Source organism: Wenzhouxiangella sp. XN24 (genome assembly GCF_011064545.1).
GTDB lineage: Bacteria > Pseudomonadota > Gammaproteobacteria > Steroidobacterales > XN24 > XN24.
The window spans coordinates 160,638-183,309 of sequence record NZ_JAAMFG010000028.1 but is presented as its reverse complement, the minus strand read 5'-3'; the positions used below and the strand labels follow the sequence as shown (position 1 = coordinate 183,309).

General features: G+C 67.7%; 22 protein-coding genes. 9 read left to right on the top strand and 13 right to left on the bottom strand.

Annotated elements, in window-relative coordinates; genetic code table 11:
- Window position 1 precedes the first annotated feature (1 nt).
- Together G6032_RS05180 and G6032_RS05175 are read left to right on the top strand one after the other, a co-directional pair.
- Entirely contained in the window at window positions 2-385 is a 384-nt protein-coding gene (locus G6032_RS05180) for a response regulator (RefSeq protein WP_165281068.1), read from the top strand.
- Entirely contained in the window at window positions 385-1,515 is a 1,131-nt protein-coding gene (locus tag G6032_RS05175; protein ID WP_165281067.1) for an HD domain-containing phosphohydrolase, read from the top strand. The genes G6032_RS05180 and G6032_RS05175 overlap by 1 nt, the downstream gene beginning before the upstream one ends.
- On the opposite strand, the gene G6032_RS05170 is transcribed toward G6032_RS05175, so the two are convergent.
- The 3 genes from G6032_RS05170 to G6032_RS05160 are packed head-to-tail and all read right to left on the bottom strand — an operon-like array spanning window position 1,512 to window position 6,243.
- Window positions 1,512-4,526, bottom strand: coding sequence for an efflux RND transporter permease subunit (locus G6032_RS05170; protein WP_276610879.1), 3,015 nt, complete (start codon window positions 4,524-4,526; stop codon window positions 1,512-1,514). The two genes, G6032_RS05175 and G6032_RS05170, sit on opposite strands and share 4 nt — an antisense overlap.
- Before the next feature lie 8 nt (window positions 4,527-4,534).
- Window positions 4,535-5,629, bottom strand: a complete 1,095-nt coding sequence (locus G6032_RS05165; protein ID WP_165281066.1) for an efflux RND transporter periplasmic adaptor subunit — start codon at window positions 5,627-5,629, stop codon at window positions 4,535-4,537.
- Window positions 5,630-5,640: 11 nt separating this feature from the next.
- Window positions 5,641-6,243, bottom strand: coding sequence for a TetR/AcrR family transcriptional regulator (locus tag G6032_RS05160; RefSeq protein ID WP_165281065.1), 603 nt, complete (start codon window positions 6,241-6,243; stop codon window positions 5,641-5,643).
- A gap of 168 nt (window positions 6,244-6,411) precedes the next feature.
- Here G6032_RS05160 and G6032_RS05155 point away from each other — a divergent pair, with 168 nt between their 5' ends.
- Window positions 6,412-7,083, top strand: coding sequence for a hypothetical protein (locus G6032_RS05155; protein ID WP_165281064.1), 672 nt, complete (start codon window positions 6,412-6,414; stop codon window positions 7,081-7,083).
- Between the two features lie 10 nt (window positions 7,084-7,093).
- On the opposite strand, the gene G6032_RS05150 is transcribed toward G6032_RS05155, so the two are convergent.
- The 5 genes from G6032_RS05150 to G6032_RS05130 are packed head-to-tail and all read right to left on the bottom strand — an operon-like array spanning window position 7,094 to window position 13,618.
- On the bottom strand, window positions 7,094-8,623 hold the full coding sequence (locus G6032_RS05150) for a bifunctional aminoglycoside phosphotransferase/ATP-binding protein (protein ID WP_165281063.1): 1,530 nt from the start codon (window positions 8,621-8,623) through the stop codon (window positions 7,094-7,096).
- 25 nt (window positions 8,624-8,648) lie between these two features.
- On the bottom strand, window positions 8,649-8,885 hold the full coding sequence (locus G6032_RS05145; protein ID WP_165281062.1) for a DUF2892 domain-containing protein: 237 nt from the start codon (window positions 8,883-8,885) through the stop codon (window positions 8,649-8,651).
- 18 nt (window positions 8,886-8,903) lie between these two features.
- Entirely contained in the window at window positions 8,904-10,226 is a 1,323-nt protein-coding gene (locus G6032_RS05140) for a hypothetical protein (RefSeq protein WP_165281061.1), read from the bottom strand.
- A 5-nt stretch (window positions 10,227-10,231) separates the two neighbouring features.
- A complete protein-coding gene (locus tag G6032_RS05135) occupies window positions 10,232-11,038 on the bottom strand; it encodes an outer membrane lipoprotein-sorting protein (RefSeq protein ID WP_165281060.1) in 807 nt (268 codons plus the stop codon).
- A gap of 15 nt (window positions 11,039-11,053) precedes the next feature.
- Window positions 11,054-13,618, bottom strand: coding sequence for an MMPL family transporter (locus G6032_RS05130; protein ID WP_165281059.1), 2,565 nt, complete (start codon window positions 13,616-13,618; stop codon window positions 11,054-11,056).
- A 176-nt stretch (window positions 13,619-13,794) separates the two neighbouring features.
- On the opposite strand from G6032_RS05130, the gene G6032_RS05125 reads away from it, so the two are divergent.
- The 3 genes from G6032_RS05125 to G6032_RS05115 are packed head-to-tail and all read left to right on the top strand — an operon-like array spanning window position 13,795 to window position 16,091.
- Window positions 13,795-14,034 (top strand): hypothetical protein, encoded by a 240-nt coding sequence (locus G6032_RS05125; RefSeq protein WP_165281058.1) that lies wholly within the window; start codon window positions 13,795-13,797, stop codon window positions 14,032-14,034.
- 14 nt (window positions 14,035-14,048) lie between these two features.
- Complete coding sequence (locus G6032_RS05120; protein WP_165281057.1) at window positions 14,049-14,516, top strand: DUF4112 domain-containing protein; 468 nt, start codon at window positions 14,049-14,051, stop codon at window positions 14,514-14,516.
- A 33-nt stretch (window positions 14,517-14,549) separates the two neighbouring features.
- Complete coding sequence (locus G6032_RS05115; RefSeq protein ID WP_165281056.1) at window positions 14,550-16,091, top strand: gamma-glutamyltransferase; 1,542 nt, start codon at window positions 14,550-14,552, stop codon at window positions 16,089-16,091.
- Between the two features lie 7 nt (window positions 16,092-16,098).
- On the opposite strand, the gene G6032_RS05110 is transcribed toward G6032_RS05115, so the two are convergent.
- From G6032_RS05110 to corA, 5 genes are all read right to left on the bottom strand, one after another.
- Window positions 16,099-16,632: a phosphatase PAP2 family protein gene (locus G6032_RS05110; protein WP_165281055.1), complete on the bottom strand. Its 534-nt coding sequence runs from the start codon at window positions 16,630-16,632 to the stop codon at window positions 16,099-16,101.
- A gap of 70 nt (window positions 16,633-16,702) precedes the next feature.
- Window positions 16,703-17,740, bottom strand: a complete 1,038-nt coding sequence (locus tag G6032_RS05105; RefSeq protein WP_165281054.1) for a succinylglutamate desuccinylase/aspartoacylase family protein — start codon at window positions 17,738-17,740, stop codon at window positions 16,703-16,705.
- Window positions 17,741-17,752: 12 nt separating this feature from the next.
- Window positions 17,753-18,658 carry a 30S ribosomal protein S6--L-glutamate ligase gene (gene rimK / locus G6032_RS05100; protein WP_165281053.1) on the bottom strand — a complete coding sequence of 302 codons (906 nt, stop codon included), beginning with the start codon at window positions 18,656-18,658 and terminating at the stop codon, window positions 17,753-17,755.
- Window positions 18,658-19,131: an ATP-dependent zinc protease gene (locus G6032_RS05095; RefSeq protein WP_165281052.1), complete on the bottom strand. Its 474-nt coding sequence runs from the start codon at window positions 19,129-19,131 to the stop codon at window positions 18,658-18,660. Before G6032_RS05095 ends, rimK begins: the two co-directional genes overlap by 1 nt.
- A 3-nt stretch (window positions 19,132-19,134) precedes the next feature.
- Entirely contained in the window at window positions 19,135-20,220 is a 1,086-nt protein-coding gene (corA, locus tag G6032_RS05090) for a magnesium/cobalt transporter CorA (RefSeq protein ID WP_165281051.1), read from the bottom strand.
- A gap of 114 nt (window positions 20,221-20,334) precedes the next feature.
- Between corA and G6032_RS05085 the strand changes: the two genes are divergently transcribed.
- From G6032_RS05085 to G6032_RS05075, 3 genes are all read left to right on the top strand, one after another.
- The gene (locus tag G6032_RS05085) at window positions 20,335-21,192 is read left to right on the top strand and encodes a 6-carboxytetrahydropterin synthase (RefSeq protein ID WP_165281050.1); all 858 of its coding nucleotides are present in this window, start codon (window positions 20,335-20,337) and stop codon (window positions 21,190-21,192) included.
- Between the two features lie 101 nt (window positions 21,193-21,293).
- Entirely contained in the window at window positions 21,294-22,178 is an 885-nt protein-coding gene (gene htpX / locus G6032_RS05080; RefSeq protein WP_165281049.1) for a protease HtpX, read from the top strand.
- 90 nt (window positions 22,179-22,268) lie between these two features.
- On the top strand, window positions 22,269-22,655 hold the full coding sequence (locus G6032_RS05075) for a hypothetical protein (protein WP_165281048.1): 387 nt from the start codon (window positions 22,269-22,271) through the stop codon (window positions 22,653-22,655).
- The last annotated feature ends 17 nt before the right edge of the window (window positions 22,656-22,672 follow it).

Genomic DNA, 22,672 nt, shown 5'->3' with positions numbered 1-22,672 from the left:
CATGCGTCCCGTCATTCTCCTGGTCGAAGACAGGGCGGACGACCGTTACCTTATGCGCTGGTTGTTGAGCCATTTCGACGCAGAGATCTGCGAGGCGCACAACGGCCGCATGGCCCTGGACGCGATGCGCGAAGCACGGCCGTGCCTTGTGGTTCTCGACCTGGGACTGCCGGACATGGACGGGGTCGAACTGCTGCGTCACCTGCGCGGCTTGCCGGACTGTGGTGAAATCCCCATCGTGGTCGTGACGGCTCGCGCGCTCCCGGAAGAACGCCGGCTTGCGATGGCGGTCGGCTGCAATGCGTATCTCGCCAAGCCGGTGGACCCCGGTACGCTCCGGGCGGTCGTGGAAGCCTTGCTCGAGCCTGTGAAGGTGGATTCCTGATGTTCGACCAGAATGACCCCGCGCCCGACCGCTACGTCCTGATCAGCGCCCTGCTCGCGTTGCACGAGGAAGCGGCGTCGCTCGACGAGGACGGCATCGGCCAGCGCACGGTGGAACTGGCCGAGCAGGTGACCGAAAGCAAGACGTCTTATCTGCACGTCGTCGAGAAGGGCGTGGATATCCGGCTCGCATCCTGGTCAGCACGCACCCTGTCCCAGTGCACGATCGAGTCCGAGTCGCATTACTCGCTGGATCGCGCCGGGATCTGGGCGGACTGCGTGCGGCAGGGCAAGCCGGTCATACACAACGAGCTGGAAGCGGCCGATTTCCTGCGCGGTCTGCCCGAGGGCCATTCGCCGCTCATCCGGCACCTGGCGGTGCCCGTGCTGGAGCATGGCCAGCCCGTGATGGTCGTCGGCGTCGGCAACAAGCGCAGCGCATACACCGACGAAGACGTGAATCGGGTCCGGCTGCTGGCGGAAAGCGCCTGGGGACTGTTGCGGCGCAAGGCCCACGAGCAACGCGAAGCCCGCCATCTCGAGTTCCTCGAGGCGAACATGCTCGCCACCATCGACGTGGTCAGCACCATCGTCGAGATGCGCGATCCTTACACCGCGGGCCATGAACGGCGCGTGCGCGACCTGGCTTGCGCCATCGCCGCGGAACTCGACCTCGATGACGTCCAGCGCGATCGCGTCGCGATGGCGGCCCAGGTGCATGACGTCGGCAAGCTCGCCGTTCCCGCCGAAGTCCTCGCCAAGCCGGCCCGCCTGACGCCCATGGAAATGGAAGTGGCGAAGACGCACAGCCGCCAAGGATACGAGATCCTGCGCAAGAGCCGCTTCTCGTGGCCGCTGGCCGATATCGTGCTGCAGCATCATGAGCGCTGGGACGGCAGCGGCTACCCGGACGGTTTGCGCGGGGAGGAAATCCTCATAGAGGCACGCATCATCGGCGTCGCGGATGTCGTCGAGGCCATGTCCAGCCCGCGGCCCTATCGGCCGCGCAGGACGATCGAGAATGCGCTGGTCGAGATCGAGTCGGGGCTGGGGACGCGTTACGACCCGCGCGTGGCCGCGGCCTGCCTGCGGCTGTTCCGCGAAAAAGGCTATCGCCTGCCGGAACACTAGGGCGTGGCTGCGGACGCCTCGCGCGGCTGCATCAGGAGCCTGTAGAGCGCCGGGATGACCACCAGCGTCAGGACCGTGGACGCCACGAGCCCCGAAATGATCGCCCAGGCCAGTGGCGGCCAGAGGGTGGAACGCGTGAACGTCAGGGGCAGCAGGCCGGCCACGGTTGTCGCGGTCGTCATCAGGATGGGTCGCGTACGACGTCCGACCGCGATGACGACCGCCCTGGCGGTCTCCATCCCGTCACGCTCCAGCCGGCGCATGAGGTCGATCAGCACGATCGCATTGTTGACCACGATCCCGACCAGCGCGACGACGCCGAGGATCGCAGTGAAGCTGAACGGCTGGCGCGCCAGCAGCAACCCCGGGACGACGCCGACGACCGCCAGCGGCACGGTGACCAGCACGATGCCCAGCAGGCGGAAGGAATTGAACTGGTAGAGCAGGAAGACGAGCAACAGCAACAGGCCGATCGGCAGGGTCTGAAACAGCGCGGAATTGGCGTCCCCGGCTTCGGCCGCCGCCCCGCCGTAGACCAGGCTGACGCCCGGAGGCAGAGCCATCTTCTCCAGCTGCGGATCGAGTGCGGCGATGACCTCGCCGTAGGTGGTGCCTTCTTCCGTCTCCGACAACACCGAGGCCATGCGTTGCATATCCCACTGGCGGATCACCGCGGGCTGCCATTCGAGGCGCATCTGCACGACCTGGCCGAGCGGCACGGTGCCGCCGTCCGGCAAGGCCAGGGGCAGTCCCTCCAGCGCTTCGAAAGGGAACCCGCGCCCCTGGTGCGAACGAATCAGCATCGGCAGCGGCTCACGCTGCGCCCGCCAGGTCGAGAACTGGCTGCCGAGCGTGGCGCCTGCGAGCGCGGCTGCCACGTCGGCGCGGGCGAGGCCGAGTCGCGCGGCCGCCGCATCGTCGATTTCCATGGCCACTGTCGCGAGCCCTGCGCCGAGATCATTGTGCACGTCGATCGCGCCCGGCGTGGCCCGCAGCAGGCGCATCACTTCCTCGACCGTGGCGACCAGTTCGTCCGGTCGCTCGGCGAATACCTGGATCTCGATCGGCGCATCGACCGGCGGGCCCTGGCCGAGCCGGCTGGCCATGACGTGCGCATCGGGCAGGGTTTCACCGGCGCGCTCGCGCACCCAATGCATCAATTCGGGCAGGTCGTGCCGGCTTTCGGAGACGGCGACGATGCGGGCCAAATGGGGCGAGCGCGGGATCTTCACGAGGTTGTAGTAGAAGCGCGGGCCACTGGAGCCGGCGAAGACATGAACGTCGGTCACGCTGGGCCGCGCCGCGAGGTCCGTGGCGAGGGCGTTGGCGCGTAACGCGGTGTATTCGAGCTCGGTGCCCTCGGAGAAACGCAGGTCCACGACCAGCTGGTTGCGGTCGGTGCTGGGAAAGAAGTCGCGCGGCAGGAAGCCGGCCAGCAGGCTGCTCAATACCACCAGCACCGTGGCGACCATCACCACCGACCACGGTCGTGCAATCGCGAGGCGGCCCGCGCCTTCGCCGAACTCGCGCAGGCGCTCGCGTCCCCCGACGGGTCGCGGCCGGAGGGTGGATGCGGCGAGGACCGGCGTAGCGAACACCGCATAGACGTAACTGACGACCAGGGCGAGCATCACCACGATGGGAATGCCGCGCGTGAAATCCGCGGTGTTGCCCTGCGCCAGCAACAGCGGCGTGAATGCGGCGAGCGTGGTGCCGGTTGCCGCCGCCAGCGGCGCCGCGAGCTCCCGCACCGAGAGCACCGCTGCCTCCTTGCGGCTGCGTCCCTGGTCCAGGTGCCACTGGAGGTTCTCCACCATGACGATCGCGTTGTCGACGAGCATGCCGAGCGCGATCACGAGTCCCGCGACGGCCATCTGGTGCAGCACACCGCCACCGATGGCGTAGATCGCGATGGACGACAGGGTGACCATCGGCAGCAGCGCCGCCACGGTGAAGCCGAGCCGGGGACCCATGAAAGCGAGCAACACCAGTACCACCACTGCGACGCCGAGCAGCAGCGAGCGCGCCAGTTCAGAGAGCCGCTCTTCGACCCAGCGCGGCTGGTAGAACATCTCCCGGATCTCGAGAGGCGCGTAGGCCGGGCGCACTTCGTCGATCAGCGCCCGCACCCGCTCGCCAAAGCGCACGGCGTTGAGCCGGTTCTCCGGGATGACGATTCCCAGGCCGACCGCCGGCCGGCCATTGAGCCACATGCGCTCGGTGGGCGGATCCGCCGGCTCGAGGCGGATGGTGGCGACCTCGCGCAGCGGCAGAAGGGCGCCCGAGGGCAGCTGCACGGGCGTGTCGGCCAGTTCCTCCAGGTTGCGGAACTGCGACTGCGGACGCATGACGAAAGAGCGGCCATCCCGGCTGAGGGCGCCCCCCGGCAAGGTCACGTTACGCGCGGCGAGCTGGGCGCCGAGCGATGCGGCGTCGAGTCCCCATGCGGCGGATACCGCCGGATCGATGCCGAGCACGAGCTGTTCGCCGGGATCGGCAAGGACCTCGATGCGGGCGATGTCGGGGACCCGGAACAGTTCACGTCGCAACTTGCGGGCCGCTTCGAGCAGTTCGAGCAAGTCATCCGATCCGGTCACGGCGAGGACGATGCCCTCGGTGTCCATCTGTCGATCGAGGACCTCGGCGGGGCCCGCGCCGTCGGGAAACTTGCGTTGTGCCCGGTCCACGGCGACGCGAATCTGCTCCCAGACGGCATCGGTGTCGTAGACCTGTTGTTGCATGCCGACGATCACCTGCACGAAGCCCAGCCGGGCGACGCCGCGCAGTTCGTTGACCTCGTCGACCTGGGCGATTTCCTCCTGCAGGGGATTGAGCACGAGGCGCTCGATCTGCTCCGCGTCGGCGCCCGGCCAGCTGACCAGGACCTGGCCGTAACGGTAGGGAAAGAAAGGATCTTCCTGCCGGTCCATGTGCAGCCAGGCGACGAGGCCGAGCAAGGACAACAGCGCGACTGCGGCGAAGACCAGTCGCCGTCGTTCGAGGCTGGCCAGGATCGCGTTCAGGGCAGAATCCGGACGGCTTCGCCGTCGAGCAGTTGCTGTTGCCCGGCGATGACGACGCGATCGCCCGGAGCGAGATCCCCGCTGACCTCGGCCAGGCCGCCCACCAGCCGGCCGGCGGTCACCGGAGTCAGGACGGCGCGCCCGTCAATGACGCGGAACACACGCGTCTCGCCCGCACCGGGGTCCATGATGGCGCCGAGCGGCACGAGCAAGGCGGGTTCGACAGGCTGTTGCAGCATGACATACACCGACAGGCCCGGCTCCCATGCGGTGTTTTCTTCCAGTGCGACGACGGCCGGCGCCGGCCGCCCCGCGCGTGCGCGGCCGATCTCCTGCAGCCGTCCTTCCGACCACTGGCCCGATGCGAGGGCCCGGATGCGTACCCCGTCGCCCGGGCGCAGGTCTTCCGCCATGCCTTCCGGCAGCTGGATCTCGACTTCGCGTCCCGCGTCACCCGCCAGGACCAGTATGGGCTGGCCGGCATGGACGAAATCCCCCGGTTCCACCAGCAGGTCGCTCACCGTGGCGGCAAAGGGTGCCCGCAGCACGGCCTCGGCCAGTTGCTCGCGAGCCTCGGCAAGTGCCGCGACCGCCTGCGCGCGCGCCTCCCGCGTGGCATTGCGCTGTGCGCGGGTGCGGTCGAGCAGTTCCTCGGAGGCGAGTCCCTGCGCCTGCAGCGACTTGGCGCGTTCATAGTCGGCCCCCAGCTGCACGAGACGCTCGTCCAGCTCGCGTACCCCGGCCTCGGCCGCCGCCAGCGCCGGGCCGAGTGCGGGGTTCTGCAGGCTGGCTAGCCGTTGCCCGGCCTCGACGCGGGCGCCGCGGGTCACGAAGCGCTCCGCGAGGTGGCCGGGATGAAGAAACGCCGGCTCGGCCCGCTGCGCCGCCCGCACGGTGCCTGGCAGGCGCAGCTCCCGTGTATCGCCCGAGAGACGCACTTCGGTGACGCGCACCGGGCTCTGGTGAGTGGTCGCCGCCGCCATGTCGGGTGGCGCGGATTCCACGCTGCAGGCTGCCAGCAGCACAGTGGCACAGGCGATGATCGCGGCGCGGCGCCAGCGGCGGGCGAATAATTCGTCGAGGGTGTTCATGTCGCGGCCTGTCAGGAGCGGGGGAGCAGCCCCTCCATGAAGATCTTGAGGAAATCGTCGAGGTAGTCTTCGTCGCTGCCGACGCCGGGCCATTGCGAATGGTGGGCGCGTGCCTCGAACCATTGCGTGCACGCGTTGACGAAGGTGGTCACGACGTGCGCCGGGTTGACGTCCGGGCGGAGCAGGCCGTGCTCCTGGGCCTGCCGGATCCGCTCGGCGCCGAGCCGCACCAGTTCGGCATCGAGCCGGCCGCAGCTCTGGTCCTCGTCGAGGTGGGTCCAGGCGAACAGCCGCACGACCTCGGGGTTGGCTTTCAGGAACTCGAAATAGCGCGTCACGGCGTTCTTCAACAGGTCGGCGTCGGGCGCCGCCGATTGCAGTTCGGCTTCCTGTCCGGCGGCATAGGCTGCGAACGCCTGCTCCTTGACGGTTTCCCAGAGCGTTTCCTTGCTGCCGAAATGATGATGAATGAGGCTCTTGGTGACGCCGGAGCGCGCCGCGATCTCGCGCATGCTGACCGCGGCGAAGCCTTTCTCGACGAACAGCCCATGGGCCGCGTCGAGGATGCGCTCCCGGGTGAGGTCCGGGTCCCGGGTACCGGTCGGCGAGTTCATGGCCCGGATTCTAGAACTAACTGGCCGACCGGTCAATACGCCTCGGGGCTACTCGGGTGGCAGCGAGAAGTCCTGCAGGAAGGGACTGTGGCTCTATAATTGCAGCCCTGAGCGGGCTCCCGGAAGCCCTGGATGCATCCCGAGACCAGTCACAGGACCTTTGCATTGATGCGCGCCGCCCCTATCGCCCTGGCCGCGTGGCTCTTGCCCACGCTCGCTGTCGTGATCGTGTACCTCGTGTCGTCGTCGCGCGGCCAGGTGCCGACCTGTTTCCCCTTCTTCGAAGGCTGCACATCGATCAGCGGCGCGGCGCGGCGCGATCCTTCCATCCATATTTTTCGCGCCATCATGCTGCCGACGGCGACGATCATGGCGGCCTACTGGCTGCTGGCGCGCGACTGGCTGGCCGGCCTCGGAGACACCGGACGCGCGCGCGAAGTCATGACCACGCTGGGCCTGGTCGGCGCGCTGTTCATGATCCTCTATATCGTGTTTCTCGGCACCGACGGGCGCGTTTACGACCTCCTGCGGCGGTACGGCGTGACGGTGTATTTCGCCTTTACCGCGCTCGCGCAATTGCTGTTGACGTCGCGTCTGCAGCGCCTGCCCGCCGCCGCCAGGACGCGCGTCGGCCCGGGCGTGATCCAGGCGAAGATCGTTTTCGGCGTGCTCATGCTTTCGCTGGGACTCGCCAATATCCCCGCGTCCAACTTCTTTCCCGAGCTGCCGATCGACAACATGATCGCGTGGAATTTCGCCCTGCTGATGAAAGGCTATTTCGGCCTGACCGCGCTGTCCTGGCGAGCCATCGACTACCGGATCGTCACGCGCGTCGACTGAACGCGCGGATTCATTCCAGGCGTTTCGCGAGCGCTACCGGGTCGACGTCGCCCGAGGTGTCCACGTTCATGCGACAGCGTGATTCGAGCGGACCGATGGCGATCGGGCGTGCGAGCTGTGCCTCGAGAACCTCGAGGCCCGCATCGGAAGGGTCGCCATGCCGCGTCGCCACGCGCCGGCGCAAAACCTCCGGCGGTGCCTGGCAGGCCAGCACCACGGGACGGGCACCCTGTTCCAGGCCCAGCTCCAGGAAGAACTCGCGTCGCTCGCTCTCGAGAAAAGCGGCATCGACCACCACGCTGCAACCGGCGGACAGCGCTGTGCGGGCGATCTCGGCCAGCCGCGTGTAGGTGCGCGCGGAGGCCGCGGCCGCATAGAGGCCGGCGCCGAGATCCGCCGACGCTTCCGCGGTCGGCTCGAGGCCATGGAGACGCTTGCGTTCCACGTCGGATCGCACCCACACGGCGGGCAGGTGCGGCGCAAGGCGGCGCGCGAGATAGCTTTTCCCGGAGCCCGAAGCCCCGTGCATCAGTACGAGGCGCGGCGTGGCGGGCTCCGCATGGGCCGCGGCGAAGCGGACATGGCGCGCCACCCGCTGCTGCGCCTGCTCGGCTTCGCGCGCCGATACGCCGGATTGACCCAGCCGGATGGCGGCGATCTTCGCGCGCACCAGGTGGCGATAGACGAGATACCACGGTAACAGCGCGATGCCGTCATGGTCGCCGAAAGCCGCCAGCCAGGCATTGTAGAACCGCCAGCCCAGGTCGCGCCTCCCGCGCGCCTCGAGATCCATCAAGAGGAAGGCGACTTCGCTCTGCAGGTCGATCCAGCGCAGCGCCGGATCGAACTCGATGCCGTCGAAGGCGGCGATCCGGCCGTCCAGCATCACCAGGTTGGACAGGTGCAGGTCGCCGTGTCCTTCACGCACCAGGCCGGCGTCGAGGCGGGCGTCGAAGCGCGGAGCCAGGGCGGCGGCCCGTGCTCTCGTCCACTTTTCCAGCTCGGCCAGCGATGCTTTCTCCCGCGCGCCGAGAGCATCGGCGGGGATGGCCTCGAAGTTGGCCAGGGCGGGACGCGCGACGGATGCCGCATCGCCGTAGCCGTCTTTCCGGCTGGCCGATGGCAAAGATCGCTGGAATTCGGCCAGCGCGCCGGCGAACGCCTCGAGGGCGGCGCCGTCGAGCCGGCCGGCTTCGAGCAGGCGGTCGAGCTGCGCCTCTGCGGGGAAGCGGCGCATGCGCACCGCGGGTTCGGCATCGTCCTCGAGCGGGCCGATGCGGCAACCCTCCTGCGTGCATCGGGCGCCCACGACTTCGAGATAGAGATCCGGTGCGAGCCGGCCATTGAGACGCAGTTCTTCCCTGCAGTAATGCACGCGCCGCCCGCGCTCCCGGAAGTCGAGAAAGCCGAGATCCAGCGGCTTCTTGAACTTGTAGGCGTATTCGCCCGCCAAAAAGACCCACGAGATATGTGTCTCGACGCGCTCCACCGCATCCACCGGGTGCGGATACGCCTCCGGACGGCACAGGCCGTCGATCATTTGCGGCGGGAATTGCCCCATGCGTTCAGGTGGCCGCGCCCAGATGCCGGCCGCTCGTCTGCGCCGCCTCGGCTTCGGTCTTGAGTCCCATCTTGCGAAACACCATGGCGGCCGGGCAGAAGCCGGTGAACGATGATTGCAACAGGTTGAAACCGACGAACACCGTCAGCCAGATGAATCCGGGATGGACGAACCACCATAGCGCCAGGCTGAGCAGCACCATGAAACCCGCGAAAGCCGTAACCGCACGTTCGACAGTCATCGTATTCTCCTTTCGTCGTCAGTAGTTATACCGCAGCCGGAACCAGCCATTGCTGTTGTCTTCCAGCTGCCCGAAAAAGGTGTGTTCCTCGCGGCCACCGAAGAGGTTTACGCCACCGCTCAACGACCAGTGGTCGTCCCGTCGCCAGTTGATCGACGGCCGCAGGTAGAAGTCCTCGTCGCTCGGCGAAACGAAGATGAACAGCGAACTCGTCAATGCGTCTCGCCACGCGCGATGGGTCAACCGGAGCGTCGCCACCGAGCGCCACTCCTCGCGCGCGCGCGCCGGCACGGGCGCGTTCTCGATGAGACGGTCGTGGTCGGAAATGCGTTCGGCGTAAAGCTGGATCCCGCCGGTCAGGTTGCGTACCAGTTCCTGTTCGTAGCCCAGCAGCAGGCGGAGCTCGGAATTCGGGATGCGCGGATCATCGCCACGCGGGTCATCGAGCGAGTCGTAGAACGCGGTCTCGGCGTTGAACAGCCCGCCAAGCCACGGTGTGCGGACGCTCGCCCCCCAGCTGCGCAGGCGTGGGAATATCGGCCGGCCGTCTGCATCCGCGCCCAGGGGCTGCTTCCAGCGACCGTCATAGCCGTAGATCGCGTACTCGGTGGGGCCCACCGTGCGGAACAGCCGCAATGCGAATTCGTCATCGCCGGGGGCGGTCGCGCGTCGGGGTGTCGCCGGTGCGGCCGCCGCGCCCAGGGCCGGATTCCAGAACACAAAACGCTCGCCGTAGAGATAGTCGTCCGGCGCGAAGTCCGGCGTCCAGGCCAGGTCCAGGTTCACCACGTCCGTGTAGAAGCTCACGCGCGCGGTGTCCGCCGCGGACTTGAGATAATCCTCGTCGCGGCCGGCGAAGAAGGAGACGAAATCCTTCGGAAAGAGATCGTTGAGGAACAACAGGTCGCCGGTGCCCCAGGTGAGCACCTGGCGGCCGATCTTGACGTCCATGAAGCGGGCCGGGGTGAACGACACGGCCAGTTCGCGAACCTGGGCATCCAGGTCCGTCACGACCTGGTCCCAGAGCAGTTCGCCCTTGAAGTCGATACGGTAGTGTTCCGCGACATGGCGTGTCTCCGCGCGTACGCGAAACTCGCCGAGCGTGAGCCGGTCGAGGTTGGACACGTCATTCCAGCGCGCGCCCGCCGCGCTCTCGATGAAGCCGCTCCAGTCGAGTCCCTGCGGTTCCTCGTCCCACGGATCATCCCAGTCCGCCTCCTCGAAGCCGGTGAAGGGATCGTCCGCGGTACCGGCGCCAGGGTCCTTTGCGAGCGCTGGGTCGTCGCCGCCGACGAACAGCAAAAGTCCGCTGCAGAACAACACGGCCGGGGCAAAGCGCATCGCTGCTACCCGCCGTCCCGCTGCAGCCACCGGGTCGGGGGCTGGCGCAGGTATCGCTCGGAGAAAATGTCCTCCGGCAGCCCGACGTCGTACTCGATGGAGCGGAACTCCATCAGCGTGCTGCCGCCCTCGAGCGGCATGCTGATGAGCGAACGGGTGGCCGTCGGGTAGCCCTGCACGTCTTCCACCTGGGCGACTTCCATGACGCGATAAACACGGTCCTGCCCATCGTAGTACTCGGTCTTCATGGGCAGGAAGGTCTCGCGGTCCACGCGCGTGACGTAGCGCACGAACTCGACGGCCGCCGGATCCCTGGGGGTGCTTTCGAGCACGTAGTGCGCGTCGGTGGTCTCGACGAGCCGGTGCTCGTCGAGCGCGGGGTTCCTCCCGGAGACATCCTCGTAATAGAAATGCGAGCCGACGAAGCTGGTGCGCTTGTCGCTGGCGCTGATGCGGCGCACGAGGTCCAGCCCGGGTAGGTACAGCCAGCGATCGTCATCCCGGTCCATGTGCTTGGCGACCAGGAAGACGGTCCCGCGGACGTCCGAGGGCCGGGAGAAGAACACCATGTAGTCCTGGTCCCCGCCGGGTTCCTCGTTCCGTCGCAACACGGTGAACTGGCGCAGCTGGCGGCGGCCCTGGCTGTCCTCGATCATCATGCGCGCCTCGCTGCGCCCATCCTCACCAGAGTAGTAGGCGGCGAGATTGGCGCGCTCGACGATCTCGTCGACCTCGGTCAACGCTTCGCTCGAGGCGCCGAGGGGCAGTGCGATCCCGGCGAACAGCGTGACGATCCATTTTCCGGTGTTCATTTTCTGCAGTCTCCTTTATGTGGCTTCGCTGGTCCGCGCCGTGCGGCCGAGAAACGGCTGCATGACGGCGGGGAGTAGCACCAGGGTGACGAGCGCGGATGCGGCCATGATGCTGGCGAGGAATATCCCGACCGTGATGTACGGCACCAGCGGGGCCAGCAGCAGGGGCGTGAAACCGATCGCGATGACGATGGCATTGCGGCTGATGGCGCGTGCGGGCTCCTCGAATACCTCGGCCATTGCGCTGCGCAATTCGCCGCTGCGGGCCAGCGCTTCGCGTGAGCGCTCGATGAAATGAATGGCGAAATCGATGGACAGGCCGAGCGTCAGCGCCGAGAGCACTGCGATCGGCATGTCGTAATCCTTCCCGATCCAGCCGATGAGGCCGTAGATGAAAGTGATCGTGAATGTCAGCGGCAGCATCGCCAGGAGCCCGTAACCGACGGAACGGAACAGGATGATCATCATCGCGAGCACGGCGACGAAGGCGCCGGCCAGGCTGCCCACCATGCCCTTGACCATCGCGTCCTGCCAGACCACGTTCAGGTAGGTCTTGCCGGCCCAGCGGACCGCCATGCCCTCCGGCGGCGGGTTGTCCTCGAGAAAGGAGTCGACGTGCCGCATGACGCGGGTCATGTCCTGGTTGTCGCCGCTGCTCAGCTGCAGCCAGACGACCGCCCGGTCATAGGCGGGAGTGACCATGTGCCAGAGATCCTGGGGCCGATGAGAGGACTGGAACTGCAGGAGGACCTGCGCCACGCCGGCGCTGCTGTCGGGGATGCGGAAATCCTCTGCCTCGCCGCTGAGCAGCTCGCGGTGCACGGTCTTGACGAGATCGGGCAGGGCATTGCTCTTGCCGACCACGCCGCTCTGCTCGACATCTTCCTGCAGGGTCTGGATCCAGCGCAGCACTTCCGGTCGCTGGAAATAGCGCGTCTCGCGGGCCACCGCCTCGACTTCACGAAGCAGCGCGTCGAGCGCGTCGAGTTCCTCTCCTTCGGCGTCGAACAGCCGATCCTCCAGCGCCGACATCAGCCGGTCGAGCTGCTCCGCGCCGATGGCCTCGTCGGGCGGCGGTGCGATATCGCGCCAGGTGTCACGCGTAGCGGCAGGGGCCGCATCGAGGATATCGGCCACCTGTTCGTCGAGCGCGGCGCGATCGATGTCCCGTGTCCGGTCGAGCACCAGCCATGCGTCGTAAGTGCCGGCGAAATGCCGATTGAGCACCTGGTCCGCGATGCGGATCCGGTGATCCTCCTTGAACCAGCGAATCGGGTTGTCGTTGATCTCGATCCGGGTGATGCCGACCACGCTGGCGGCGAACAACACCGTGAACGCCAGCAAGAGTGCGCGATGGCGCGCCAGGGCGAAACGGCCGACCGGGCGCAGTGCGGCGGCCAGGGGCGAGTCGCCGTCGTCCCGGTGCAGCAGCGCCTGCATTCGAGCGAGGCTGGACGGCTTCATCCGCGAGACCCAGGCCGGCACGAACACGATGGTCAACAGGAAGGCCAGCATGATGCCGAAAGCGACATAGGCGCCGAACACCTGGACCGGCGGGATGGGCGTCAGCGCGAGGGAGGCGAAACCCACGCTGGAAGTCACCGAGGTGAACAGCATGGGACGGAACAGGTGTCCCACCACCTCTCGCATCGTGTCTTCCTGGCTGCGGCCGGGGCGGTAGCGATCGGCGAACTCCGACATGATATGGACCGAATCCACCACGGCGATCGGCATAAGGAAGATCGGGATCATCGAGCTCATGATGTGGACCGTGAAGCCCATGCCGATCAGCAGCCCCATGGTCGCGATCACGGTCACCATGGCCACGATCATCGGCGCAACGATCAATGGCAGGCTGCGGAAAAAGAACCACAGCAGTAAAAATATCGCCACGCCCGCCAGCGGGGCGGAGATCCCCATCTGCACGAACATCTCGTAACCGAAAGTATCCTCGGCGACGGGCAGGCCGGTGATGTGCCAGTCGCCGGTCGCGTCGAATTCCGCCGAGGCCGCCGTCGTGATGGCGTGAATCTCCTCCGCCAGCCGATGACTCTCGTCCTTGTTCACGATCGGCACGTAGATGGCCGCCGCGCGCCCGTCGCCGGAGGCCAGCGTGTCCTCCAGCAGCGGCAGCCGCTCGACAGCGTTGCGGATCGCCAGGGCGGCTTCGCGCGTCCGGGGCGGCTCGGGCATCAGCCACTCGAAACGAAGCGCGCCGCGGGCTTCCTGCTCGACGTTGTCCGCCACCGCCAGTGACATCAGGTCCTGGGGCACCACGCCATCCAGCTCGAGGATTTTCTCCGTGGCGCGATGCAAGGCGCCCAGGTTGGCGGGGGTGTAGATGCCGTCGGCTTCCTCCGCCTCGACCAGGCCCACCACGATGGCGTCGTGCAGCCCCATTTCCCGCTTGACCTCGTTATGGAAGACGCGGTCAGCCTGCTCTGCGGGCAGCATGTTCTCGGGATCCGTGTCGATGACGATCCGCGGAATCTGCGCGCCGAGCACGATTACGAGCAACAGGGCCAGCACATAGACCGTCCGGGGGCGGCGCAGCGCAAATTCGAGCAATGCCTGTTTCAACTCCGGTTCTCCGTCTGCGGTTCTCGAGTCATTGGCATGGATAATAAATTAGAGATCTCTAATATGCAATCGGCTTCCTCTCCTGAAGGTGGGCTCCCGTGGCGGCGTGCGCCTTGACATGGATCAATCGAGCTAGACTGATGCATGGCAAGCTGGGTGAAGCAGGAGACAGGCTGATGAACGAGCGGGACCTGGAGACGGCGGTATTGCGTGCGCTCGAACGCGCTGCCGGTGGGCTGGGCGATCGTCCGATCGAGCCGGAGCGGCCGCTGGCCGAGCAGTTCGACCTGGACAGCGACCGTTTCTTCGCGATCCTGGCGCGCGAGACGGGCATCGATATTCCGGTGGCGGAGCGGGCGAAGCTCGTGACGCTGTCCGCCTGCCTCGACTACCTCTCCGGCGATCTGTCGGCGTAGGCCGGGGGAACGCCATGGACGTTGCACAGCGGGCCCGGGTCGCGCGGGCCACGCGGCTCGCCGGGTGGCTCGACACCGCATTCCGCATACCCGGCACGCGGCTCCGCGTCGGGATCGACCCCATCATCGGCCTGCTGCCCGGCCTGGGCGACGCGATCGCCGCGCTCGTCGGCGGATTCATCGTCTGGACAGCAGTGCGCGCCGGTGCGCCCGGCCCCGTGGTGGCACGCATGCTGGGCAACGTGGCGATCGATGCCATCGTGGGCGCCGTGCCGCTCCTCGGCACGGTGTTCGACATCATGTTCAAGGCGCATCAGCGCAATGCGCGGCTCCTCGCCGACTGGGCCGGCCAACCGGCCGCCGTCGAGGCGCGCCAGGTCCGCCTGCTGGCGGCGCTCGCGCTGCTGGTGGCGGCGCTCGTGAGCATTGCTGTCGCGGCCTGCGCCTTCGGCATCTGGGCATTGCTGCGCCTGTTGGGATAGGGTGGCGGCCAGGCGGGGGCGGGGAGACAGGTAATGACGGCGACTGGGATCGGAATTGCCGGGCCCTCGGACATCGCCGTGCGTGCGGGCACGGCGGTGGCCGGGACCGGTGGAAACGCCGTCGACGCGGCGGTGGCCGCGGCGCTCGCAGCGCTGTGCACCGAGGTAGGGATCGTCGGCCTGGATGCCGCGGCATATATCACCTTGCGGCGCGCCGGCGAGCCCCCCGTGGTGATCGACGGCGGGATTGCGATGCCCGGGCTGGATCGCCCCCCGGCACGTTTCGGCGCGGCGGGTGTTCCGGTGACGCTGGACTACGGCGGGGGCATGCACACCCTGGTAGGGCACGGCACAGTGGGCGTCGGCGGTGCCGTAGCGGCGCTCGGCCGGGCGTCTGCGGGTTGGGGCCGGCTCGAGTGGGCGCAGCTGATCGAGCCGGCGGCCCGCAGCGTGGCGGAGGGTTTCCCCTTGTCGCGGGCCTCCCGCACCTGGCTCGAGTACAGCCATGAAGCCATCTTCGGCCGCCAGGCCGAAAGCGCCGCCGTCATTCACGATGCCCGGGGAGAGCTTCTGCCGGCCGGCGCGACGATCCGGGTTCCCGGGCTTGCCGACACGCTCGAATCGCTGGCGCTCGAGGGTCCGGAGGTTTTTTATTCGGGGCGCATCGGCGCGGCGATCGCGGCGTTCATCGATGCCGGCGGCGGGCTGATGGGTCATGCGGACCGCTGTGCCTACCGTGCGGTGGAGTGCGCGCCGATCAGCTGCGACGTGGATGACTGGTCGATCGCCGTGCCGCCGCCGCCTGCGATCGGCGGCGCGGCGCTGGCGGCGATGTTGGCGCGCATGGCGGGCCTGCCCGAGCGCAATTGGACGCCGGCTGCCGTGGCTGCGCTGGCCGCGGCGCAGCGCGACGTGTTCGAGCGACTGCGCGACTTCGCTCCCGCCGCCGGGGACGATCGCTACATGGAGGAACTCCTGGCCTGGGCGTCGTCCGGCGGCATGCCGGGCGCGCGTCGTTCGTCGTCCACGGTCCACGTCTCGACGCTCGACGACAGCGGGCTGGCGTGTGCCGTCACGGCGTCCTCCGGCTACGGTTGCGGGCTGCTCGTGCCGGGCACGGGCATCTGGCTGAACAATTGTCTCGGGGAAATGGAACTGAACCCGCAGGGTTTTCACGCCTTGCCCCCCGGCCGGCGCATGGCTTCCAACATGTCGCCCTGCGTGGCGCGCGGCCCCGGCGGAGCCATGCTGTCGCTCGGCAGTCCCGGGGCGGAGCGGATCACCACGGCCCTGTTGCAGGTGATCCTGAATTTCATGCGGCTCGGCGTTTCGCTCGAGGACGCACTCGCCGCGCCGCGCCTGCACGTGGAACGCGTGGACGAGACCTGGCAGGCCGCCGTCGAGCCGGGGCTGCCGCTCGACGAGGTGGCGATGCCCTGCAGGCGGTTCGACGAATTGTCGATGTTCTTCGGCGGGGCCGGCGCGGTGTTGCTCGATGCGGACGGCAGCCTGGTGGCGGCGGCGGATCCGCGGCGCCAGGGTGGCGCGGTGGTCGTCAGCGCAGACGCAGGCTGACCCGGATTCAGCCGAGGACGGCCAGGACCAGTCGTGCCAGCAGCGCGCCGAGCAGGGCGCCGGCAATGACGTCGCTCGGGTAATGCAAGCCGAGGATCACCCGCGACATCGCGATCAGCACTGCGAGCGGCACGAGCAGCCAGGCCATGGCGGGCAGGGCCGTCACGACGATGAGCGTGAACGAAACCGCGTGCAGCGTGTGGCCTGAAGGGAAGCTGTAGCGATCCAGCGCGCGCGCCCCGGCGCGGATGCGCGGGTGGAGATTGTAGGGGCGTTCCCGCGCGAGGCGATCCTTGAGCAGCCGGTAGACCGCCGTGCCGAGCAGCCCGGCCACGGCCATGCGTACGCTGGTGTCCAGTCCGGCGGTACCGTAGAGCAACGGCAGGATCGCCATGAGGCCGTACCAGAAGATGCCGTCACCGAGGCGGCTGGCGGCCGAGAACAGCATGAGATTCGGCGGCCATTCGCAGGAGCGATTGGCCCGCAGGCAGAACCGGACTTCCGCAAGTTCGAGCCTGGCCAACCAGTCTGCTGCCGCCATGCGCCATCACCGGTGACTTCGATGGCTGGGCAGTGTGGTCGCGCTGCGCTACACGCGGATGAACGCTGCGCTACGAAGTGATGACGCCGCCATTGGCCGGCGGGTCGCGGAACGGTTCGGAAATCGCCTCGACGGTGGCGTAGGCCTCGCCGGGCCGTTCCATGCGGGCCACGTGAATCAGGGCGTCGCCTTCGTTCACCAGCGGCAGGCTGTTGCACCCGATCACGATGCCTGCGTGCACGGCGGACACCGGGATGTCGTGGGCGCCGAAAGGGTCCGACACCTGCCCGAGCGTCTCCCCGGCCGATACTCTTTGCCCCAGTCTTACCGTCGTGCGCAGGATCCCGCCTTCGGGCGCGCGCACCCAGTAGCTGCTGTCGGCAACCACCGGCTTGACGGGACGCGTCGGCTTGCGTTTCGCACGCAGCATCTCCAGCTTGCGCATCACCTCGATGATCCCTGCTACGCCGATGCGGATGGACATCTCGTCGAAGCGTAACGCTTCTCCCGCCTCGTAGATCAGCGTCGGAATACCTCTTTCCGCGGCGGCCTCGCGCAGCGATCCGTCGCGCAGCCGCGAGTCGAGAACCACCGGCGCGCCGAAGGCCAGCGCGAGGCGCCGCGTCTCCGGATCATCGAGCTGGGCGCGCACCTGTGGCAGGTTGCTGCGGTGAATCGCGCCCGTATGCAGGTCGATCCCGTGGGTGCAGCGGGCGACGATCTCGGTCATGAACTGGTGGGCGAGCCGCGCCGCGAGCGAGCCGCGTTCCGAGCCGGGGAAGCTGCGGTTCAGGTCGCGCCGGTCCGGCAGGTAGCGCGCATGATGGAGGAGGCCGAAGACGTTCACCACCGGCACCAGCAGGAGGGTGCCGCGCAGCCCGGCCAGCGGACGGGCGCGGATCCGGCGGATGATCTCGATCCCGTTGAGTTCGTCGCCGTGGATCGCCGCGCTGATGAACAGCCGGGGACCGGGCCGTCGTCCGTTGATGACCCACACCGGCATGTCCACCGGCACATGCGTGTGCAGCATGCCGACAGGCAGCGAAAGTCCCCGTCGTTCCCCGGGGGCAATGACGGTGCCGCCGATCGTGATGGTCGCTCCGGCCATCGAAGCCTCCGTTCAGCCCTTGCCGCGCGTCTTGGTGCCGTGGGGGCGGGCCTTTTTCTCGATGAAATCGATCACCATGGCCGCCACGTCCTTGCCCGTGGCCCGCTCGATGCCTTCGAGTCCCGGCGATGAGTTCACTTCGAGCACCAGCGGGCCCTCCTTGCCGCGGACGATATCGACGCCGGCGACATTCAGCCCCACGGTCTTGGCGGCCCGCACCGCCGTGGCACGCTCCTGCGGGGTCAGCTTCACGACCGACGCTGAGCCGCCGCGATGCAGGTTGGAGCGGAACTCGCCTTCCTTCGCCTGGCGAAGCATCGCCGCGACGACCCGGTCCCCGACCACGAAGGCGCGCACGTCCGCGCCGCCCGCCTCGCGGATGAACTGCTGCACGAGGAAATTGGCGTCCAGTTCACGAAACGCGTCGATCACGCTTTCCGCGGCCTTCGTGGTTTCGGCCAGCACCACGCCGCGTCCCTGGGTGCCTTGCAGCAGCTTGAGCACCAGCGGCGCGCCGCCGACGAGGCGCACCAGGGTCTTGGTGTCGTCCGGCGAGTGCGCGAAGGCGGTGACGGGCAAGCCGATGCCGGCCCGCGCCAAGAGCTGCAGCGAGCGCAGCTTGTCCCGGCTCCGCCCGATGGCCACGGATTCGTTGACCGGGTAGACGCCCATGACCTCGAACTGGCGCAGCACCGCGAGGGCGTAAAAGGTCACGGAGGCGCCGATGCGCGGAATGACCGCGTCGAAGCGCGGCAGGATGTCGCCCCGGTGGTGGACGGCAGGACGGTGCGACGTCACGTCCATGACGCACTTCAACGGATCCACGACGGTCACTTCGTGCTCGCGTTGCTGGGCGGCTTCGATGAGGCGGCGGGTCGAGTAAAGCTGTCGGTTTCTCGACAGGATGGCGATATGCATCAATCGTTCTCCATGGGGGCGGCGCGCGCTTTGCGGGCGCGGCCCAGGCAATAAGACCTGGCGGGGTCCACGACAAAGCGCCCGCGCAGTGCGGTACGACCCAGCAGCATGCGAAAGCGCATCGGGTCGCGGTCCGTCAGGGTCATTTCGATGCGCCAGCATGACGGCCCGACGCGCACCTCGCTCTCGATGACCCAGCGCTGCTCGCGATGGCCGCCGGAATCCGAGACGATGCGCCGATCGAGTACCGGCGCTTCGCAGAAGATCGCCGTGCTCCGGTCGCGCTGGTCGGGGTGAACGCCGAAGCGCACCCAGCGCCCGCCGTCGCGCTCGAAGGGCACGACCTCGAAGGCGTGCAGTGCCGACGTGCGTGCGCCGGTGTCCACTTTCGCCTTGATGCGCTCGATGCCCAGGCCCGGCAGGCCGACCCATTCGCGCCAGCCAAGCACCGGCTTGAGCGGGGTACTCGCCATGGCTTACAGCCAGTCCCGGCGGCGAAACATCCACGCCATGCCCGCGCCGATGACGACGAACAACAGGATCACCAGCGGATAGCCGTAACGGGCACGCAGTTCGGGCATGTTCCACGGGCTCGCCTCCGGATCGAAATTCATGCCGTAGATCCCGGCGATGAACGTCAGGGGGATGAAAATCGTGGCGATGATCGTGAGCAGCTTCATGACTTCGTTCATGCGATGGCTGACGCCCATCAGGTGCAGTTCATGCAGGCCCCGGGTGGCCTCGGCAAGGGTGTCGATCGTGTCGCCGATCCGCAGGTGGTGGTCCAGCACATCGCGCACGTAGCGCCGGGTCGCGGCGCCCAGCGGCGAGTCGTCCTCGCGCAGGAGTTGGCCCAACGCCTCCTCGCCGGGGAGCACCATGCGCCGCATGAGGGCGAGCTTGCGCCGCAGGCCGTGGATCTCGGGAATCGTCGCCGCGTGCGGATCCTCGAGCAACTCGTCCTCGAGGCTCTCGATGCGCTCGCTGAAGATCTCCAGGACCGGAAAGGCCGAGTCCACGGCCGCGTCCAACAGGCAGTAGAAAAGATAATCCGCGCCTCGCTTGCGCAGCCGGCCGCTGACGCTGTTGTGCAGGCGATGCCGGATGGGGGCGACCAGCCCGGGGTCGCCGCTCCAGAAACTGATCACCCAGTGCGGTCCGAGGAGCAGGCTCAACTGTTCCAGGGTCAGTTCACCGTCGTGCAGCACGGGCACCGAGACGACCATGAAGCTGTGTCCCTCGTAGCGCTCCAGCTTGGTTCTCTGCCGGCCGTGGTGGATGTCCTCGAGCGCCAGCGGATCGAGCCCCAGCCGCTCCTGCAGCCAACGTAACGCGGTCACGTCGGGCGCAGCCGGAAAATGTATCCAGTCGATCACTTCGGGGGTCAGCCCGCGCAGGGCCTCCTCGAGGCCGATCGAGGGGTGCTCGCGGATGGTCGCCTCGTTGTAGCTGTGCCACGCCACCGTGGTGTCGGCCACGTCCGGCATTGCGGACTCGATGGGGTGCCCCGGCGGACTGCCGGGCGGATTGCCCTGCGGGATTCTTTTGCGGCGCTTGCTCATCACGGACTTCTTGCCGAACACCTGTGGATAATAGCCTGTCGCGGGCGCAGGGGCAGCGGCGCCGCGTGTCGCAGTACAATCGGCTACCGCCACACGAATCCGGAGCATGCTTGCATGGCCTGCCTGTTCGTCGAACAACTGACGGTGCTCGATTTCTCGCGTCTCGATCGCGAGCGCGGCCTGGTGGGCGAAAGCTGGATCGTCGATCTCGAACTGGAAGGGGCCCTCGACGAGCAGTCGATGGTGCTGGATTTCGGCATCGTGAAACAGGTGGCGCGGGATGCGCTGGAGACGTACGCGGACCACAAGCTGGTGGTGCCGGTGGCCAGCGACTGGGTCGAACTGTCGCCGCCGGTTGGCGACCCGGCAGCCCAGGTCGAGGTCCGCGCAGCGGGGCTGCGCCTGTGTTCGCCCGAGGTCGCCGTGTGCCGCCTGGATGCGGAAGAGGTCACCATGCCGCTGCTGCAGGCAGCGCTGGAACGACGCGTCGCCGCCGTGATGCCGGCCACGGTCCGGACCGTGCGCGTGGCGCTCCGCGAGGAAGCGGCCGCGGGCGCCTATTACCAGTACAGCCACGGCCTCAAGCGTCACGGCGGAGACTGCCAGCGCATTGCGCACGGCCACCGCTCGCGCATCGAGATCCGGGCGGATGGCCTGCGCAACGACCAGTGGGAGCGCTACTGGGCCGAACGCTGGCGCGACATTTACATCGCGTCTCGCGAGGACCTCGTCGGGGAGACCATGCTGGACGATCGGCCCGCATGTCGCTTCGCCTACCGGGCCGGGCAGGGCCGGTTCGAACTCGAGATCTGGCGAGAGCGCTGTGAACTGGTACCCAGCGATACCACGGTGGAGCAGCTTGCGGCCTATATCGCCGCGGAACTGGCGCGCCTGGAACCCGGCACCGCGTTCCGCGTGCGCGCCTACGAGGGCATCCAGAAGGGGGCCGTGGCCGAAAATCGATTCACCTGACCGGGGCGCGAACCGGTGCGCCGGCCCCCGCTATTGGAAATGGGCGGCTTCGCCCCCAAGATAGGCGAAGCGCCCCTGTTCGGCGGCAAGGAGAGTTCTCGATGAAGCGCGTGTTACTGTTTCTCGCGACCAACATCGCGGTGCTGGTGGTCCTGTCCATCGTCCTCAGCCTGATCGGTTTCGAAGGCATCCTGGATGAACAGGGCGTCGACCTGAACCTCGGTCAGTTGCTGGTGTTCGCCGCGATCTTCGGCTTCGGCGGATCCTTCATCTCGCTCGCGATCTCCAAGTGGAGCGCCAAGCGGATGACCGGCGCCAAGGTGATCACGCAGCCCTCCAGCCCGGTCGAAAGCTGGCTGCTCGAGACCGTGCGCCGCCAGGCCCGTGAGGCGGGTATCGGCATGCCCGAGGTGGCGATTTTCGATGCACAGCAACCCAATGCCTTCGCTACCGGCGCGCGGCGTGACAGTTCGCTGGTCGCGGTGAGCACCGGGTTGCTGAGGAACATGCGCAAGGAGGAGGTCGAGGCGGTCCTGGCCCACGAGATCAGTCACGTGGCGAACGGGGACATGGTGACCCTGACGTTGATCCAGGGTGTCGTGAACACCTTCGTGATCTTTTTCTCCCGCGTCATCGGTCATCTCGTCGATCGACTCGTGTTCCGCACGGAGCGCGGGCATGGCCCCGGTTTCTGGATCGTGACGATCGTCGCGCAGATCTTCCTCGGCATCCTGGCGAGCATCATCGTCATGTGGTTCTCCCGGCAGCGGGAATTTCGCGCGGACGCCGGCGGGGCGCGCCTGGCCGGGCGGGAGCGCATGATTTCCGCCCTGGAGCGCCTGAAGCAGGGCCACAACGCGACCTTGCCGGACCAGCTGGCGGCCTACGGGATCTCCGGGCATCGGGCGTCCGGGTTCAAGCGACTGTTCATGACCCATCCGCCGCTCGACGAGCGCATCGCGGCGTTGCGCCGGATGGCCGGGTAGGGGGAGGCCGGGCAATCCGGCGGCCACGCCGGCGCTTGTCATCCGGCCGGCCGAGGAACTACTCTATCGGTCCCCGGGTCCGAGTACGTCATGAGGACACTTCGCCGACATCGCCGCAGCCTAGCCGGACTGGCCGCCAGCCTGTTCGTCTCGGTATGGGCGAGCATGGCAATCGCACCGTGCCTGATGGCGGCCGAGGCGATCCTCGACGGCGACTGCCCGCATTGCCCGGAGCCGCCACCCTGTCATGACCCCGGCGAGGCGGGCGTCTGCACCTACGTGGACGGTTACGATTTCGACGGCCGTACGCCGGTTTCCCCGAAGGTGGATGTCGAGCTCGTACTGGCGCCGCCCCTGGTGTTGCAGGCCGTGGCATTGCCGGCGCTGCGCAGTGTTCCGCCCGGTCGCGAGGCCCGCGCCCCGCCTGATCCGCACGGCCCCCGCATCCATCTCAGGAACTCCGTCTTCCTGAACTAGCGCCTCCGTTTCGAACG

Excerpts from the sequence above, each read along its gene's own strand:
- G6032_RS05095 (WP_165281052.1), bottom strand. The coding sequence starts at position 19,131 with ATGGCGAGTACCCCGCTCAAGCCGGTGCTTGGCTGGCGCGAATGGGTC.
- rimK (WP_165281053.1), bottom strand. The coding sequence starts at position 18,658 with ATGCATATCGCCATCCTGTCGAGAAACCGACAGCTTTACTCGACCCGC.
- G6032_RS05135 (WP_165281060.1), bottom strand. The coding sequence starts at position 11,038 with ATGAACACCGGAAAATGGATCGTCACGCTGTTCGCCGGGATCGCACTG.
- G6032_RS05175 (WP_165281067.1), top strand. The coding sequence starts at position 385 with ATGTTCGACCAGAATGACCCCGCGCCCGACCGCTACGTCCTGATCAGC.
- corA (WP_165281051.1), bottom strand. The coding sequence starts at position 20,220 with ATGAGCAAGCGCCGCAAAAGAATCCCGCAGGGCAATCCGCCCGGCAGT.
- G6032_RS05140 (WP_165281061.1), bottom strand. The coding sequence starts at position 10,226 with ATGCGCTTTGCCCCGGCCGTGTTGTTCTGCAGCGGACTTTTGCTGTTC.
- G6032_RS05075 (WP_165281048.1), top strand. The coding sequence starts at position 22,269 with ATGAGGACACTTCGCCGACATCGCCGCAGCCTAGCCGGACTGGCCGCC.
- G6032_RS05105 (WP_165281054.1), bottom strand. The coding sequence starts at position 17,740 with ATGGCCGGAGCGACCATCACGATCGGCGGCACCGTCATTGCCCCCGGG.
- G6032_RS05155 (WP_165281064.1), top strand. The coding sequence starts at position 6,412 with ATGCGCGCCGCCCCTATCGCCCTGGCCGCGTGGCTCTTGCCCACGCTC.
- G6032_RS05120 (WP_165281057.1), top strand. The coding sequence starts at position 14,049 with ATGGACGTTGCACAGCGGGCCCGGGTCGCGCGGGCCACGCGGCTCGCC.
- G6032_RS05085 (WP_165281050.1), top strand. The coding sequence starts at position 20,335 with ATGGCCTGCCTGTTCGTCGAACAACTGACGGTGCTCGATTTCTCGCGT.
- G6032_RS05115 (WP_165281056.1), top strand. The coding sequence starts at position 14,550 with ATGACGGCGACTGGGATCGGAATTGCCGGGCCCTCGGACATCGCCGTG.
- G6032_RS05150 (WP_165281063.1), bottom strand. The coding sequence starts at position 8,623 with ATGATCGACGGCCTGTGCCGTCCGGAGGCGTATCCGCACCCGGTGGAT.
- G6032_RS05125 (WP_165281058.1), top strand. The coding sequence starts at position 13,795 with ATGAACGAGCGGGACCTGGAGACGGCGGTATTGCGTGCGCTCGAACGC.
- G6032_RS05145 (WP_165281062.1), bottom strand. The coding sequence starts at position 8,885 with ATGACTGTCGAACGTGCGGTTACGGCTTTCGCGGGTTTCATGGTGCTG.
- G6032_RS05165 (WP_165281066.1), bottom strand. The coding sequence starts at position 5,629 with ATGAACACCCTCGACGAATTATTCGCCCGCCGCTGGCGCCGCGCCGCG.
- G6032_RS05180 (WP_165281068.1), top strand. The coding sequence starts at position 2 with ATGCGTCCCGTCATTCTCCTGGTCGAAGACAGGGCGGACGACCGTTAC.
- G6032_RS05160 (WP_165281065.1), bottom strand. The coding sequence starts at position 6,243 with ATGAACTCGCCGACCGGTACCCGGGACCCGGACCTCACCCGGGAGCGC.
- htpX (WP_165281049.1), top strand. The coding sequence starts at position 21,294 with ATGAAGCGCGTGTTACTGTTTCTCGCGACCAACATCGCGGTGCTGGTG.
- G6032_RS05110 (WP_165281055.1), bottom strand. The coding sequence starts at position 16,632 with ATGGCGGCAGCAGACTGGTTGGCCAGGCTCGAACTTGCGGAAGTCCGG.